The sequence below is a fragment of the Kitasatospora hibisci genome, assembly GCF_043950205.1.
GTDB lineage: Bacteria > Actinomycetota > Actinomycetes > Streptomycetales > Streptomycetaceae > Kitasatospora > Kitasatospora hibisci.
The window spans coordinates 2,891,032-2,907,500 of the sequence record NZ_CP171642.1 but is presented as its reverse complement, the minus strand read 5'-3'; the positions used below and the strand labels follow the sequence as shown (position 1 = coordinate 2,907,500).

Below are 16,469 nucleotides of genomic sequence, written 5' to 3'. Positions count from 1 at the left end.
CCCATTGACCCGTCCGGGCTGACACCTTGTCACCCGGGAGAGTGCAAGTGGCCCCCGTTGGAGGGATGTTGCTCGCACTGCCCTTCCCGGGCCTCCTATATGTGGGGCCCGGGAAGGGTGATCGGCGTCCGCGCGGGCGGGCGTCAGCGACACGGCGTGCGGATCAGTCCCCCTTGCCGGGGGAGAGGGCCCAGTGCGTCAGCCACCCGTCCGTCGTCCGATCGTCCGGATCGGCCTCACCCTGGCCCTGCTGTCAGGGCCGGCACTGTTCACCGCCGCCCCGGCGGCCGGCAGTCCGCCGACGGCCGCACCGCCGGGCGCGCGGGAGGCCTCGGTCCTGCTGGAGCTCGGTACCGAGGCCGCCGGCCCCGCCTGGCGCCGGGCCGCCGCCGAGGCCCGGCGGGCCCAGCGCTCCCCGGAGGCCGTGCGCCGCGAGGCCGCCGCGGCCGGGGCCGGGCAGCGGTCCCGCGCCCAGGACGCGCTCGACCGGCTGGCCGCGGCCGTCCACGGCGCGGTGCCCACCGCCCGTGAGCTCTACCGCACCCGTACCCTGCTCACCGGTCTCGCCGTGACGGTGCCGGCCGACCGGCTGCCCGCCCTGCGCGCGCTGCCCGGGGTCGAGGCCGTCCACCCGATCGTCCGCAAGCAGCGGGACAACGCGCACTCCGTGCCGCTGACCGGCGCGCCCGGCGTCTGGGCCGGGCCGTCCGCGGAGGCCGGCGCCGGGAACACCGGGCAGGGGGTGCGGATCGGCATCGTCGACAGCGGCATCGACTACACCCACGCGGACTTCGGCGGCCCCGGCACCGAGCAGGCGTTCAAGGCGGTCGACGGGGCCCGGACGGCGCCGGCCGACCTCTTCCCCAGCGCCAAGGTGGTCGGCGGCCGCGACCTGGTCGGCGACGACTACAACCCGGACCCGTCCTCGCCCGCCTACCAGCCCGAACCGCACCCCGACGACAACCCGATCGACTGCGCGCTCAACGGGCACGGCACCCACGTGGCCGGCACCGCCGCCGGGCTCGGCGTCACCGCCGACGGCAAGCCGTACGCCGGCCCCTACCGGCCGGGCCTCGACCCGGCCGGCTTCCGGGTCGGCCCCGGCGCCGCCCCCGGCGCGCAGCTCTACGCGATCCGGGTCTTCGGCTGCGACGGTGCCACCGACCAGCTCACCCAGGCGCTCGACGTCGCCGCCGACCCGAACGGCGACGGCGACCTCGGCGACCGGCTGGACGTCGTCAACCTCTCCCTCGGCAGCCGCTTCGGCTCGCCCGACGACGCCGACGCGATCGCGGTCGACCACCTCGCCGAGCTGGGCACCGTGGTGGTGGCCGCGGCCGGCAACGAGGGCGACGTCCACGGCATCGGCGGCAGCCCCGGCACCGCACCCCGGGCGATCGCCGTCGCCGCCTCCGTCGACCCGCACAGCGACGCCGACGGCGTCACCGTGCTCGCCCCCGACCCGCTGGCCGGGGTCGTCCCGTCCCACTGGAGCGGCCGCTACCAGGACTGGGCCACCGCCGACGTCAGCGGGCTGCTCGCCCTGCCCGCCGACCAGTCGGACGGCTGCACGGCCTTCACCGGGGCGGACCGGCAACGGCTCGCCGGGAAGATCGCCGTGCTCGCCTGGAGCACCCGCGAGTCCGAGCGCGCCTGCGGCTCCGGCCCGCGGGCCGACCACGCGGCCGACGCCGGCGCGGTCGGCGCCCTGCTGGCCGCCGACGACGACCACCTCGCCGAGATCGCCGGTAACGACCGCATCCCGGTCGCCCTGCTCGGCCACGCCGACGGCGAGCGGCTGCGGGCCGGCGCGGCCGACGGCCCGGTACAGGTCCGGCTCGCCGCCCCCGGCAACGCGCTGCACGGCGTCGTCCCCCAGGACCAGCCGCAGCGCACCGACACCCTCACCGACTTCACCTCGCGAGGGATCGGTGTGCCGGGTGTGGTCAAGCCCGACCTCGCCGCGCCCGGCGAGACCATCTGGTCCGCCAAGGTCGGCAGCGGCACCGGGGGTCAGCGCGAGGACGGCACCTCGATGGCCACACCGCTGGTGGCCGGCCTGGCCGCGCTGGTCCGTGCCGCCCACCCCGACCGGACGGTCGAGCAGGTCAAGGCCGCGCTGATGAACACCGCCGGCGACACCTGGCTCGGCGACGGCGGCACCGGCCCGGTCTACGGCCCCGAGCGCACCGGCGCAGGCCGGGTCCGGGTGGGCGGAGCCGTCCGCACCCCCGCGGTGGCCTACGCGGCCGGCGAGGGCGCGGTCGAGGGCGCCGTCGGCGTCTCCTTCGGCCCGGTCCCGGTCGGCGGTGCGTACAGCGATGCGCGTGAGGTGGAGGTCCGCAACCTCTCCGGGACGGCCGCGGTGTACCGCACCGGCTACGCGGCCGCCACCGAACTGCCGGGCGCCGCCTTCGCGGTGACGCCCGAACGGATCGAGGTCCCGGCCGGCGGCACCGCCCGGGTCCGGGTCGCGCTGACCGTCCCCGGGCGGCTCGGCCGGGCCCCCGACCCCACCATCGCCACCCTCCAGGGCGGCAAGGCCCGCAGCTACCGGGGCGAGCTCTCCGGCCGGCTGCTGCTCACCCCCGAGTCCGACCCGGCGCTGCCCGGGCTGCGGGTGCCGGTCTTCGCCGCCCCGCGGCCGGCCTCCGACCTGACCGCGGCGGCGCCCACCCGGCTCACCCGCTCCGGCGTGCTGGCCGCCCTCGTCGGCACCCCGGCCCCGGCCGAACAGCCCGGACTGCTCAGCGCGTTCGCCCTCGGCGGCGAGGGCGTCCGCTGGCCCGACTGCCCGCCCGCCAGCGGCGCCGCCGTCGGCCCGGGCGCGGGCATCGTCCCGGAGGACAGCACCGAGGCGCAGGCCCCGGACGCCGTCTGCGTCGAACGCCCCGGTGACCGGGCGGCCAACCTGCGCGCGGCGGGTGCCGCCTCCGACGCCCCGGCCGCGCCGGACGGCCAGGGGATGCTCTACCTCGGCGCCCAGGTCTGGGCGCCCGCCGCCACGCCGGTCGGGTTGTTCGCCGTCCGGGCCTCGCTGGACACCGACGGCGACGGCGTCACGGACGCGGTGGTCAAGGCCGACCGGCAGCGCGGCAGTGACGTCCTGGTGGCACGGACCCTGGACGCCCGCACCGGCGCCGAGTTGGGCGTCCAGCCGCTGAACGCCCGCTGGGGCGACACCGACACCGCGCTGCTGGACAGCGACGTGCTGGTGCTCCCCGTCCGGCTGAGCGCCCTCCCCGGTGTGAAGGCCGGCCACAGCACCGTCCGCTACGGTCTCTGGACGGGCGTCGCCACGACCGGCAAGCCGGACCCGGCGGAGGCCTTCTCGGCGATCGGCCTGCGCGGCACCCGGCCGACGCTCACCATCGACGTGCTGCACCCCGCCGTCGACGTCCGGACCGGACCGGGCGGGCCCGCCGCGGTGGCCGCCGCCCTGCCACCGGGCACCGTCCTCGACATCCACCGGGCCGACGGCGACACGTCGCGGGTCCTCCTGTTCCACCACTTCAACCGGGACGGGCGGCGCGGCCAGATCCTCGCCCTGCCCTGACCCACCCCGCGCTCGGCCGATCCCCCGGAGCCCCCACCCGCCCCGGGGGCTCCGGGGCGTTCCTCCGGGAGGTCAGCCGGACCGCGGGCCCGACACACCCTCGTGCCGGGCCCGCCCGGCCGCCCGGCGGTGCAGGCGCCGTGGCGGTCGGGCGGGACGGTGACGGAGGCGGCCGACGACGCCGGCGAGCGTCGTGACGGCGGCCGCGGCCAGGGCCGCGGTCAGCCCCTCGTCGAGGCCGGGCGGGCGGAACGAGCAGCCGATCCGGTCCGCACCGGCGCCCAGCGGCACGCCGACCATGCCGAGGACGGAGTCGGGCGCCCGGTGGCGGCCGCCGCCCGCCGCACAGCTCCACCCGGCGGCGGCCGGGACGGAGAGCAATGCCGTTCCGGTGCTGCCGGGCGGCAGCACGGCCGTGACGGTGTGGCCGCCGGCGGCCACCCGGGTCGCGCCGGTCAGGGTCAGCCGGGCGACCGCCGCCTCCAGCGCGCCTGGCCGCAGACAGCCGATCGGCCGGGCGGGTACCTGGGTGACGGCGTCCGCGTGCAGCACCACCCGGACCCGGCCGTCGGCGGGTACCGGCCCGAGCTCGTGGATCGGCACGGCGGTGGTCGGCTGCTCACCGTCGCTGCGGTAGGCCGTCCCGAGGCCGCTCACCGTGCCGGCGAACCAGACCCCGTGGAAGTACGCCGTACCGCCCGGCGTGCAGGCCGCCGCAAAAGCGGTGCCGTCAGCCCCGGCCGGGGTCGCGGGGACGGACCAGCCGCTGGTGCCGTGCGCGGCGGGGGCCGGGCCGCCGTCCGGGACCGGTTCGGGGACGTCGTACACCGGGGAGCCGAGCAGCGACTCCTGCCGGGACCAGACCGAGGAGGTGTCCGGCGCACCGCCCGGTGGCAGCACGGTGACCAGCGGGGGCGCGGTCGCGGCCCGGACCACCGTGAAGCCGGCCGGCGGCGGTCCGTCGGCCAGCTGGGTGCGGACGGCGAACAGCGCCCGCCCGACCGGGTCGGTGACGCTCGCGGTCTGCCGCCCGCCGGCCCTCCAGCCCGCGCCGAGGTCGTGCAGGAGCAGGGCGGTGACGGTGGGCAGGTAGCCGCTGGCGTAGCCGCCGCCCTGGCCGTCCAGCAGCAGCGGGTCGTTCGGGGTGAAGGCGTGCGGCCCGGGATCGGTCCGGGCACGCGGCCAGCCGGCGGACTGCCGCACCGCCGCGTACGCCGCCCGGACCGACGCCCCGGTGGCGCTCGCCCCCGCCGGGCCGCCCAGCGCCGAGTACGCGGACCAGACCAGGCCGCCGAGGACCGCGCAGCCCAGGACCGCGGTGGCGGCCGCGCCCGCCCGCCGGTCGGCGTGCCGCAGCTCCAGCGTCCCGAGCGCAGCGAGCAGGACGGCGCCGCCGGCCGCCGGCAGTACCCAGGTGGTGGCGGGCACCGTCCGCCGGGCGGCCGCGATCCCGGCCACCAGCAGGACGACCGCGGCGCCGCCGAGCAGGGTCCACCGGTCCGGCCGGTGCGCGAGCGAGACCCACCCGGCCAGCACCAGCAGGCCGCTGAGCACGAAGGCCACCCGGTAGGGGCCGCCGGCCGGGATGGCCAGCCCGTGCCAGACCAGCACGGTGGGCGTCCGGACGAAGCTCAGCACCACCAGCGCCAGCAGCCCGCACCAGACGGCCCGCTCCCGGGCCCGGACCCTCCGGTTGAACGGCAGCCCGGCCACCAGCAGCAGGCCGAACAGGCCGATCGATACGTCCGGGACCGGCGGCCCGCTGCCCGTGACCGGCAGCAGCCGCGCCAGGTGCCCGCCGAGGCCGGACGGGCCGAGCGGCTGCACCGGGGACTCCGGCTGCGCCTCCTGCGCGGCCCGGACGGCGGTGAACAGCACCGGCGCGGCGAGCGCGACCCCAGCGGCGGTCATGGTGACCGCCCGCCCGGTGGCCCGGACCGAGGCCTTGAACGGCCGCCGCACCGCGAGCAGCCGCACCGCCAGGACCAGGCCGGCGGTGACGGTGGCCATGGCGGCGGTGTAGAGGTTGCCCGCCCAGGCCACCGCGACGCAGAGCGAGCCGGCCACCCAGCGCCGCTCGTGCAGGCACCAGTCCCCGGCCAGCACCAGCAGCGGCAGCGAGACCAGGCCCCAGAGCCACATCGGCGCCGCCCCGCCGACCGTCGGTACCCAGGTGCAGAGTCCGTAGCCGAGCGCGGTCACCGCCCGCAGCCAGTGCGGCCCGGCGTGCAGCCGGCCCAGCACGTGGGCCATCAGGGCGGTGCCCAGCCCGATGCTGAGCGTCGCGGTCAGGAAGACCGCGAGCTGCCCCTGGCCGCGCGGCAGCAGGACGGCGAGCCAGGAGAACGGGTTCATCAGGTGGGCGAAGAAGTCGGCCAGGAAGGGCGCCCCGTAGCCGCTGTTCCAGGTGAACAGCAGATCGCCGGGGGCGCGTCCGTGGGCGAGGTCCCAGAGCTGGGCGTGGAAGGGCACCGCGACCTCCGCCGCCCCCGGCGGCCAGGCGCCGCGCAGCGCCGCCGCGAGCGCGTACCCCGCCGCCGCCGCGCCGCCCGCCACCCCGCAGACCCGTGCCTCCCGCCACCGCGTGACCATGGTGTTCTGCCCCGTTCTGCGAGCAATGCCGGATCCGGATGCCCGCGAGCATAGGCGCGCCCCCGGCGCGGACGCCGCCTCACGCGCTCCCTCGTGGGAGGGACGTACGGGGGGAAGGCCGCCGAGTAGCCTGAGGGCGGCCGTCGGGAACGAGCTGGACCCGGCCACCCAGTCGTACGGTCTGACCGGTATCCACCACAAGCAGGTGAAGCTCGAACGGCCGTTCCCGGTCGACATCGACCTCGCCTGATCGTTCGTCCGGATAGTGGACAGCAGGTGTCAGTGAATGGGACGGCGGAGTAGGGTCCGAGCATGTCTCGCACCATTCGTCTCGCAGTTGTCCCCGGTGACGGCATCGGCCAGGAAGTGGTGGCCGAAGGCCTCAAGGTCCTCGAAGCCGCACTGCCCGCCGACGTCAAGCTGGAGACCACCGAGTACGACCTCGGCGCCCGGCGCTACCACCGCACCGGCGAGACGCTGCCGGACAGCGTGCTGGCGGAGCTGAAGACCCACGACGCCATCCTGCTCGGCGCGATCGGCGACCCGAGCGTGCCGTCCGGCGTGCTGGAGCGCGGGCTGCTGCTGAAGCTGCGGTTCGCCTTCGACCACCACATCAACCTCCGCCCGGGCCGGCTCTTCCCCGGGGTGAAGTCCCCGCTGGCCGGCGAGCCGGAGATCGACTTCGTGGTCGTCCGCGAGGGCACCGAGGGCCCGTACGTCGGCAACGGCGGCACGCTGCGGACCGGGACCGAGCACGAGGTGGCCACCGAGGTCAGCCTCAACACCGCGTACGGCATCGAGCGGGTCGTCCGGGACGCCTACCGGCGGGCCCAGGCGCGGCCGCGCAAGAAGCTCACCCTGGTCCACAAGAACAACGTGCTGGTCCACGCCGGCCACCTGTGGACGCGGATCTTCGAGCAGGTCGGCCGGGAGTTCCCCGAGGTCACCACCGACTACCTGCACGTCGACGCGGCGACCATCTTCTTCGTCACCCAGCCCGAGCGGTTCGACGTCATCGTCACCGACAACCTGTTCGGCGACATCCTGACCGACCTGGCCGCCGCCGTCACCGGCGGTATCGGCCTGGCCGCCAGCGGCAACATCAACCCCGGCGGGGACTTCCCGTCGATGTTCGAGCCGGTGCACGGCTCGGCCCCGGACATCGCGGGCCAGGGCAAGGCCGACCCGACCGCCACCGTGCTCTCGGTCGCCATGCTGCTGGACCACCTCGGCTTCGCCGCCGAGGCCGCCGCGGTGGAGGCCGCGGTCGCCGCTGACCTCGCCGAGCGCTCGGGCACCCGGACCACGTCCCAGGTCGGCGACGCGCTCGCCGCCCGAGTATCCGGCTGACGGGCCGGAACCGACAAGCGGTGTTCCGGCTGACGGGGCCGGAGCGCACACGCGCATAACCGCAGCTTGCAGCTTCCCAAGGAGCTGGCAACTGTTCGGCACGGCCCTCTGGATGCGAGTATCGACAGTGGGCCGTGCCGTTGTGCGTCCGTTTCGGGGCCGTTGTGCCGAAACGTTCACCTGCGGAGGCGGCCCGGACCAACCCCACGGTGAAGGACACACAGCCATGAGCACGCCCACCCAGGCGCCCATCACGTTCGACCTCAAGCCCTCCGCCCACCCGCTGTCCAGCGCGGAGCGCGAGGCCCGGCTGGTCAACCCCGGCTTCGGACGCATCTTCACCGACCACATGGTCACCATCCGCTGGACCGAAGGCCGGGGCTGGCACGATGCGCAGCTGCAGCCGTACGCGCCGATCGAGATCGACCCGGCCAACATGACGCTCCACTACGGCCAGGCGATCTTCGAGGGCCTCAAGGCCTACCGCCAGACCGACGGGTCGATCGCGACCTTCCGCCCGGAGGCCAACGCCGAGCGCTTCCAGGCCTCCGCCCGCCGCCTGGCCATGCCGGAGCTGCCCGTCGAGGCCTTCGTCGAGGCCGTCGAGCTGCTGGTCCAGCAGGAGCAGAACTGGGTGCCGAACGAGCCGGAGCAGAGCCTCTACCTGCGCCCGTTCATGTTCGCGACCGAGGTCGGCCTGGGTGTCCGGCCGTCCAACTCCTACCTCTTCATGCTGATCGCCTCGCCGGCCGGCGCCTACTTCCCCGGTGGCGTCAAGCCGGTCTCGGTCTGGCTGTCCGAGGACTACGTCCGGGCCGCGCCGGGCGGCACCGGCGCCGCCAAGTGCGCAGGCAACTACGCCGCCTCGCTGGTCGCCCAGGCCGAGGCCGCCGCCAAGGGCTGCGACCAGGTGGTCTGGCTCGACGCCGCCGAGCACCGGTGGGTCGAGGAGATGGGCGGCATGAACCTCTACTTCGTCTTCGGCGAGGGCGAGGACGCGAAGATCGTCACCCCCGCGCTCTCCGGCGCGCTGCTGCCCGGCATCACCCGCGCCTCGCTGCTGCAGCTCGCCACCGACCTCGGCTACGCGGTCGAGGAGCGGAAGATCTCCACCGAGGAGTGGAAGCAGGGCAACGCGGACGGCACCCTCACCGAGGTCTTCGCCTGCGGCACCGCCGCCGTCATCACCCCGGTCGGCTCGGTCAAGTCCCAGGGCGGCGACTGGACCGTCGGCGCCGGCGAGCCCGGCCCGGTGACCATGGAGCTCCGGAAGGCGCTGCTCGCCATCCAGGGCGGCCAGGCCCCCGACACCCACGGCTGGCTGCACAAGATCGTCTGATGCCGGACCGCCTCCGGCCCGGCCGTTTCGGATGCCGAGACGGCCGGGCCGGATTCCGGATCGCTGTGCCAGACTGCGAGCGTGTCCTCGCTTTCGCTGATTATTAGCAGCAGGCGCGCCGGTCCGCAGTGACCGCTCCGCAGTACCCGATGCGGAGCGACCACCAGCGTCCAGACCCGCGCGCAGACCTCTCGCACCCGCGAGGGGTCTTTTTGTTTCCCCGGACCGGCCGGGAGCCCCCACAAGGGGCCCAGGGACACCGGGGCCGCGCGCGGGATGCTGGACAGTGGAGCCGGGACTCGCAATCCGGCAGAGCAGTACCAACTCCCCGAACGGAGAACCAAGGGCCATGACCGAGGTCAGCCGTACCGACGACGGCTTCCACGTGTTCGACACCACCCTGCGCGACGGCGCGCAGCGGGAGGGCATCAACCTGACGGTCGCCGACAAGCTGGCCATCGCCCGGCACCTGGACGAGTTCGGGGTCGGCTTCATCGAGGGCGGCTGGCCCGGCGCGAACCCCCGCGACACCGAGTTCTTCGCCCGGGCCGCGGACGAGCTGGACCTCCGGCACGCCCAGCTGGTCGCCTTCGGCGCCACCCGCCGGGCGGGTGGCCGGGCGGCCGACGACCCGCAGCTGGCCGCCCTGGTCAACTCGGGCGCACCGGTCGTCACCCTGGTCGCCAAGTCCCACGACCGGCACGTCGAGCTGGCGCTGCGCACCACCCTGGACGAGAACCTGGAGATGGTCCGGGACAGCGTGGCGTACCTGCGTGCCGAGGGCCGCCGGGTCTTCATCGACTGCGAGCACTTCTTCGACGGCTACAAGGCCAACCGCGACTACGCCCTCGCGGTGGTCCGCGCCGCGCACGAGGCCGGCGCGGACGTCGTCGTGCTCTGCGACACCAACGGCGGGATGCTGCCGGCCGGCGTCTGCGACATCGTGGCCGACGTGCTCGCCGCGACCGGAGCCCGGCTCGGCATCCACGCCCAGGACGACACCGGCTGTGCGGTGGCCAACACCCTGGCCGCGGTGGACGCCGGCGCGACGCACGTCCAGTGCACCGCCAACGGCTACGGCGAGCGGGTCGGCAACGCCAACCTCTTCCCGGTGGTCGGTGCACTGGAGATCAAGTACGACCGCCGGGTGCTGCCGGCCGGCAGCCTCGCCGAGATGACCCGGATCTCGCACGCCATCGCCGAGCTGGTCAACCTGACCCCCTCCACCCACCAGCCGTACGTCGGCCATTCCGCCTTCGCGCACAAGGCCGGGCTGCACGCCTCCGCGATCAAGGTCGACCCGGACCTCTACCAGCACATCGCCCCGGAGACGGTCGGCAACACCATGCGGATGCTGGTCTCCGACATGGCGGGCCGGGCCTCGGTCGAGCTCAAGGGCAAGGAGCTCGGCTACGACCTCTCCACCGACCGCGACCTCGCCGGCCGGGTGGTCGCCAAGGTCAAGGAGCAGGAGAACCTCGGCTACACCTACGAGTCCGCCGACGCCTCCTTCGAGCTGCTGCTCCGTGACGAGGTGCGCGGCAGCCGCGAGCGCTTCTACACCCTGGAGTCCTGGCGGACCATCAGCGAGCAGGGCCCCAACGGGTTCACCGGCAACGAGGCCACCGTCAAGCTCTGGGCCAAGGGCGAGCGGCGGATCGCCACCGGTGAGGGCAACGGCCCGGTCGACGCCCTGGACAAGGCGCTGCGCACCGCACTTGACCGGATCTACCCACAGCTGGCCGAGCTGGAGCTGGTGGACTACAAGGTCCGCATCCTGGAGGGCCAGCACGGCACCGGCTCCAAGACCCGGGTGCTGATCGAGTCCACCGACGGCACCGCCGCCTGGTCCACGGTCGGGGTGGCCGACAACGTGGTCGCCGCCTCCTGGCTGGCCCTGGAGGACGCCTACACCTACGGCCTGCTGCGGGCCGGCCTGGAGCCCGCCGAGTAGACCGGCGGACGCCGGCGGCCCACGGACTCCCGGACGGGGGCCGTGGGCCGCATCGGTTCCGCGGCGAACCGCGGCACCGCCTCCCGGCCGGCCTGCCTAGCGCAGGCGGGCGAGGAGGGCGTGTTCGACGAGGGTGATGAGGGTGCTCTTGGCGCTGTCCCGTCGACGGGCGTCGAGGGCGACGATGGGGGTGTCGGGGCCGAGCTGGAGGGCTTCCCGGACCTCGTCGGGGGTGTGGGGCTGGTGGCCGTCGAAGCCGTTGAGGGCGACGACGAAGGGCAGTCCGCTGTTCTCGAAGTAGTCGAGGGCGGGGAAGCAGTCGGCGAGGCGTCGGGTGTCGACGAGGACGACGGCTCCGATGGCGCCTCGGACGAGGTCGTCCCACATGAACCAGAAGCGGTCCTGTCCGGGGGTGCCGAACAGGTAGAGGATGAGGTCCTCGTCGAGGGTGATGCGGCCGAAGTCCATGGCGACGGTGGTGGTCGTCTTGCCGGAGACCTGGCTGATGTCGTCGATGCCGGCGGAGGCGCTGGTCATGACGGCTTCGGTGCGCAGCGGGTTGATCTCGGAGACGGCGCCGACGAGCGTGGTCTTGCCGACACCGAAGCCGCCGGCGACGACGATCTTCGCCGAGGTGGTTGCGCGGGTGGGGGCGGCCGCGTTAGAGCTTGCGAAGTCCACTGAGGACCCTTTCGAGCAGCGTGACGTCGGGCTGGTTTCCGGATTCGCCCCCGGAAGCGGGCTGGTGGATGGCGACCAGGCCGGCCTCGGCCAGGTCGGCGACGAGGATGCGGGCCACTCCCAGCGGAAGCGAGAGCAGGGCCGAGACCTCGGCGACGGACTTGACTTCCGTGCACAGGGTGCAGATCCGCTGGTGCTCCGGGAGGAGGGTGGCCAGGCGCTGCGGATCGACGCTGGCCGAGACCAGTGCCTCCAGGGCCAGCTCGTACCGGGGCCGGGTGCGCCCGCCGGTCATCGCGAACGGCCGGATCAGCGGGCCGGAGTCGTGGTCGTCCTCGAACTCCTCGATGTGGCCGGGCTCCTGGGCCGGTGCGTAGCCGGGGCCGGGCTCGGGGCCGCGCTGCGGGGCGGGCCCCTGCCCGGGCCCGCCGTGGCCGGCGTGCCGGCCGGACAGGTGGCCCTGCGCCGGGTAGCCGGAGGCGTGCGGGTCGTACGGGGGCTGCGGCTGGGCGTACTGGCCGTACTGCTCCTGCGCGTACTGCTGGCCGAACTGCTCCTGGCCGTACGGCTGGCCGTACTGCTGACCGTGGCCGACGACGCCGGGTGCTCCGAAGGCGTCATGGCCTGTGCCAGGGTACGGAACGCCGTACTGGCCGCTGCGGTCGTCGGGCGGTGTCACGGTTCCTCTCCTCACAGGGTGCGGCGGTGCGGTGCGAGCTCGGGTGCGGATCCGGAGCCGGTGGTGCGAAGGCCGTACAACGTCCGAACCCGAGCCCGCCGAAGCGGGCCCGGGACGGGCGCGGAGGTGCTTCGGATACCAGGACGGTATCCGACGAACCGTCAGTGCAGGAGACTGCCCTGAAGTTCTGCGCGGAGTGCGGGGGTGAGGACGGCGCCGGCGCGGTCGACGAGCAGGGCCATCTCGTAGCCGACGAGGCCGATGTCGCTGTCCGGGGAGGCCAGCACGGCGAGGGCGGAGCCGTCGCTGACGGCCATCAGGAACAGGAAGCCGCGCTCCATCTCGACGACGGTCTGGTTGACCTCGCCGCCCTCGAAGATCCGGCTCGCGCCGGAGGTGAGGGAGGTGAGGCCGGAGGCGACCGCGGCGAGCTGGTCGGCGCGGTCACGTGGGAATCCCTCGGACATGCACAGCAGGAGGCCGTCCGCGGAGACCACCACCGTGTGCGACACCCCGGGGGTGTTGTCCACGAAATTGGTGATCAGCCAGTTCAGGTTCTGTGCGGCCTGGCTCATCTGAGTCAACTCAACGCTCCTGGTGGTTCGAGCCGCCGAAGAGATCGGTGCTGCGGTTCTGCTGTCCGTTGCCGGACTGGTCTACCTGATCGGGGTCGATCCGGAAACTTCCGGTGCTGCCGGCACTGCGGCCCTGCTCCACACCGCGGCGCAGGTTGGTGAGGCGGCCACGGACCTCCTCGGGGCTGCGGGAGACCTGCGGCCCGTCCTGCGGGGTGGGCTTGGCGTTGCCGGCCACCAGGTTCTGCTTGGGCACCCGGCGGGGGAGCCCGGAGGCGGTGGTGCCGCCGGACGCGGGCTCACGGAGCTGCTCGGCACGCTGCCAGGCGCCGTCGTTGGGCGACTGCCAGGCGGCGCCGGTCGGTCCGGTGGGGCCGTAGCCGCCGAGCGAGGACACCTCGTGGCCGCGGGACTCGTTCGGTGTCGAGGTGTCCTTGGCACCGGCGAACCAGTTCGGGGTCTCGCCGCCGCCCTGCGAAGGGTCGGCACCCGCTCCGCCGCCGGCCAGCTGCTGGCCGGGGCGGCGCTGCGGCAGCCCCGACGCCAGGGAGGTGGAGGAGTCGGCCGCCGGCAGCGCGGGCTGCTCCGGGCTGTACGGGTGGCCGGCCGGGGACTCCTCGGCCTGCTGGCCGTACTGGTCGTCGGCGTAGCCGTCGTAGTCCTGGTAGTCCTGGTACTGGCCGTACTGGCCGCCGTCCTGGCCCGGGGCGTACCGGTCGTCGGCGTAGCCCTGCTGCGGGACCCGGCCGTAGGCGTCCTGCCCGTAGTCGTTCCCGGCGTACTCGCCCTCGGCGTACCCGTTGCCGTCGTAGCCGTACTGGTCGTCGGCGTAGCCGTTCTGGTCGTAGCCCTGCCGGCCGTACTGGCCGTCCTGGGCGAAGGCCTCGTCGTTGCGCCGGCCGTACGCCGGGTACTCGTCCTCGACCTCGGCGTCGACCACGGGCTGCTGCTGGGTGGCCTCCGGACCGGCCTCCAGGGCGGCGCGGCGGACCTGGTCGAGCCGCTGCGAGCGCTGGACGGCGTCCAGGGCCGGGCTGAAGCCGGTGGAACCGTTGCCGTTGCCGGTGAGGTGGTCGTCGAAGCCGAGCTCGGCGGCGCTGCGCGGCTGGCCGAGGCCGTCCACGGACCACTCGGCGGTCGGCTCCTGGTCGGCGAAGATCCGGGAGACGGTGAACTGCTCCTCCGGCTCCGGAGCCGCGCCCATCTGGGTCAGGAACGGCGGGAGCATGACCAGCGAGGTGGTGCCCGCGGACTCGCCCGAGGGGCGGAGCTGGACGCGGACGTCGTGCCGCTGGGAGAGCCGGCCGACCACGAAGAGGCCCATGCGGCGGGAGATGGTGGCGTCGACCGTCGGCGGCTCGGCGAGCTTCTCGTTGATCTCGGCGAAGTCGTCGGCGGTGAGGCCGATGCCCTTGTCGTGGATCTCGACCAGCACGCGGCCGTCCGGCAGGCGGGTGGCGTTGACCAGGACCCGGGTCTGCGGGCTGGAGAACGAGGTGGCGTTCTCCAGCAGCTCGGCGAGCAGGTGGACGAGGTCGGTCACGGCGGCGCCGACGACCTCGACCTCCGGGATGCCGGCGAGCTCGACACGCTCGTACTGCTCCACCTCGGAGGCGGCGGCGCGGAGCACGTCGACCAGCGGGACGGGGGTGTTCCAGCGGCGGCCGGCCTCCTCACCCGCGAGGACGAGGAGGTTCTCACCGTTGCGGCGCATACGGGTGGCCAGGTGGTCCAGCTTGAAGAGGTTCTCCAGCTGGTCCGGGTCGGCCTCGTTGTTCTCAAGGTCGGTGATCAGCGCCAGCTGGCGCTGGATGAGGCCCTGGCTGCGGCGCGAGAGGTTGGTGAAGATCGCGTTGACGTTCCCTCGCAGCAGCGCCTGCTCGGCGGCGAGCTCGACCGCCTGGCGGTGGACCTGGTCGAAGGCCCGGGCGACCTCGCCGATCTCGTCCTTGCCGTGCAGCGGGATCGGGGTGACCGAGGTGTCCACCCGGTCCGGGTCGGTCTTGGAGAGCTTCTCGACCAGATCCGGCAGGCGGCGGTCGGCGATCTCCAGGGCGGCGTTGCGCAGGGTGCGCATGCCGAGAATCATCGAGCGGGCCACGTAGCCGGTGAGCACACCGGCGAGGATCAGTGCGGCGAGCACGATCGCCGAGTTGAGGATGGCGTCGTAGAGCGCGTTGTCCCGCAGGTCGGCGGCGTCGTGGAGCACGTCGTCCAGCAGCGCGACCTCGGTGCTGCGCAGCGTGGCGATGTGGGTGTTGGCGGCCTGTTCCCAGTTCTCCTTGCTCAGACCGGCGTCCTTGGCCTCCTTGTAGGCGGCGTCGGCGGCGGCCTTGCCCTTGGACTGGCCGTCCGCGGCGGCCTGGCTGTAGGCGGCGCCGAGGGCCATCAGGCCCTGCATGGTGGGCACGCTGCCGTTGGGCATCCGGAAGGCGGCGCGCTGGTCGGCGGCGGCCTGGGCGACCTGGGCGTCGGCGTACTTCCGGGCGTCCTCGGGGGCGCTGCCGGTGTTGAACTCGGAGAGGGAGACCTGCTCCAGCTTCTGCGAGACCAGCAGCTGCTGGATCAGGTCGACGTTCTCGTACCGGGTGGTGGACTGGGCGGAGATGCCGACCAGCAGGTGGAGCATCAGCGCGCGCTGGGTCGAGGCCGAGGCCTTGGCCAGCGACATGGCGTAGATCGCGCGGCCCTTGCTGGTGATGTTGGTGCTGCCGAGGCCGACCGAGTTGTCGTAGGCGAGCAGCGGCGCGAGCATCACGGAGTAGGCGGACTGCGTCGCGGTCGCGAACAGCTCCGGCTTGTAGGCGTTGTCGCGAAGGTGCGGCAGGAACGCGACGAGCTGCTGGAAGGCCGAGTGGCGGTGGGGGAGCTCACCGGACTTGTCGGTGGCCTCGTAGGCCGCGTTGTACGCCTTGAGGGCGGCGTCGGTGGTCCCGCGCGTCTTGGTGAGGTCGCCGTTCGGGTCCTGGCCGGTGAGGATCGGCGAGAGCGACTTGTCGCGCTCGTTCTCCAGGGCCTCGGCGAGCTCGGTGGCCGCCTTGGCCAGGCGGGCGGTCTTCTCGGCCCGGGAGGCCTTGACGTAGCCGTCGACCGAGGTGTTGACGCGCAGGCCGCCGAAGACCAGGCCGATGACGACCGGGATGAGGAGGATGGCTATCAGACGCGCCGGCACGCGCCAGTTGCGCGGCCGGAGGAAGTCGTACCGGCTGTCGCCGTCCTTGCCGTCCTTGCCGTCCTTGCCGCCGGCGGCGTCCGCCGGACCGGCGCTGCGGCGCTCGGTGGAGGCGGTCGGCGGCTTCGGCGCGACGGCCGGGCGTTCCTCGGTGGGTGTGAACGCGGAGAATCCGGCCGGGCCCGTTGCGTTACCGTTCGGCCCGCTCTGGCGGGGCTCGGAGCGCCGCTGCGGGGCGACCTGCTGCTTACGCCTCACTCGACAACAACCTCTCGGCCGATCGCGGCCATGGATCAATCCAGCGCTACCCCTGAGAGCGGCCCGCTGGTGGGTGGTGGGACTGCCGTACGGGATTCAGGGGTAGCTGGAATTTCAGCACGTGCAGGGATGGGGGACAAACAGCCGCCGAGGACGGTCGACGGTGGAGCAATTAGGACATTTGCCGACATAGAAGCGCAAAACCGTGGTCATCTGGCGCTGAGTGACGCTGATTCGCTACAGACAGCCACTGTTGATCACAAAATGCCTACCGAACTGTTATCCGCCGCTTATCCGGGGGTCTTGCGCGCTC

9 protein-coding genes are annotated in these 16,469 nt (G+C 73.9%); 4 read left to right on the top strand and 5 right to left on the bottom strand.

Translation table 11 applies throughout. From position 1 onward, the window contains the following. Positions 1-193: 193 nt before the first annotated feature. A complete protein-coding gene (locus tag ACF9IK_RS12335; protein WP_395294267.1) occupies positions 194-3,556 on the top strand; it encodes a S8 family serine peptidase in 3,363 nt (1,120 codons plus the stop codon). Between the two features lie 72 nt (positions 3,557-3,628). On the opposite strand, the gene ACF9IK_RS12330 is transcribed toward ACF9IK_RS12335, so the two are convergent. Continuing rightward, positions 3,629-6,148 (bottom strand): YfhO family protein, encoded by a 2,520-nt coding sequence (locus ACF9IK_RS12330; RefSeq protein WP_395294266.1) that lies wholly within the window; start codon positions 6,146-6,148, stop codon positions 3,629-3,631. Positions 6,149-6,460: 312 nt separating this feature from the next. Here ACF9IK_RS12330 and ACF9IK_RS12325 point away from each other — a divergent pair, with 312 nt between their 5' ends. The 3 genes from ACF9IK_RS12325 to cimA all read left to right on the top strand — a co-directional run bounded on the left by ACF9IK_RS12325 (position 6,461) and on the right by cimA (position 10,791). After that, positions 6,461-7,498, top strand: coding sequence for a 3-isopropylmalate dehydrogenase (locus tag ACF9IK_RS12325; RefSeq protein WP_395294265.1), 1,038 nt, complete (start codon positions 6,461-6,463; stop codon positions 7,496-7,498). Positions 7,499-7,724: 226 nt separating this feature from the next. Continuing rightward, entirely contained in the window at positions 7,725-8,837 is a 1,113-nt protein-coding gene (locus ACF9IK_RS12320; RefSeq protein WP_395294264.1) for a branched-chain amino acid aminotransferase, read from the top strand. Between the two features lie 349 nt (positions 8,838-9,186). Further along, complete coding sequence (cimA, locus tag ACF9IK_RS12315; RefSeq protein ID WP_395294263.1) at positions 9,187-10,791, top strand: citramalate synthase; 1,605 nt, start codon at positions 9,187-9,189, stop codon at positions 10,789-10,791. Between the two features lie 96 nt (positions 10,792-10,887). Here the strand turns inward: cimA and ACF9IK_RS12310 are convergent, their stop codons facing one another. The 4 genes from ACF9IK_RS12310 to ACF9IK_RS12295 all read right to left on the bottom strand — a co-directional run bounded on the left by ACF9IK_RS12310 (position 10,888) and on the right by ACF9IK_RS12295 (position 16,156). After that, the gene (locus ACF9IK_RS12310; protein WP_395294262.1) at positions 10,888-11,472 is read right to left on the bottom strand and encodes a GTP-binding protein; all 585 of its coding nucleotides are present in this window, start codon (positions 11,470-11,472) and stop codon (positions 10,888-10,890) included. After that, positions 11,453-12,151, bottom strand: coding sequence for a DUF742 domain-containing protein (locus ACF9IK_RS12305; protein WP_395294261.1), 699 nt, complete (start codon positions 12,149-12,151; stop codon positions 11,453-11,455). The genes ACF9IK_RS12310 and ACF9IK_RS12305 overlap by 20 nt, the downstream gene beginning before the upstream one ends. 161 nt (positions 12,152-12,312) lie before the next feature. Beyond that, complete coding sequence (locus ACF9IK_RS12300) at positions 12,313-12,726, bottom strand: roadblock/LC7 domain-containing protein (protein ID WP_030057391.1); 414 nt, start codon at positions 12,724-12,726, stop codon at positions 12,313-12,315. A 10-nt stretch (positions 12,727-12,736) separates the two neighbouring features. After that, positions 12,737-16,156, bottom strand: a complete 3,420-nt coding sequence (locus tag ACF9IK_RS12295; RefSeq protein ID WP_395294260.1) for a sensor histidine kinase — start codon at positions 16,154-16,156, stop codon at positions 12,737-12,739. Positions 16,157-16,469 lie beyond the last annotated feature (313 nt).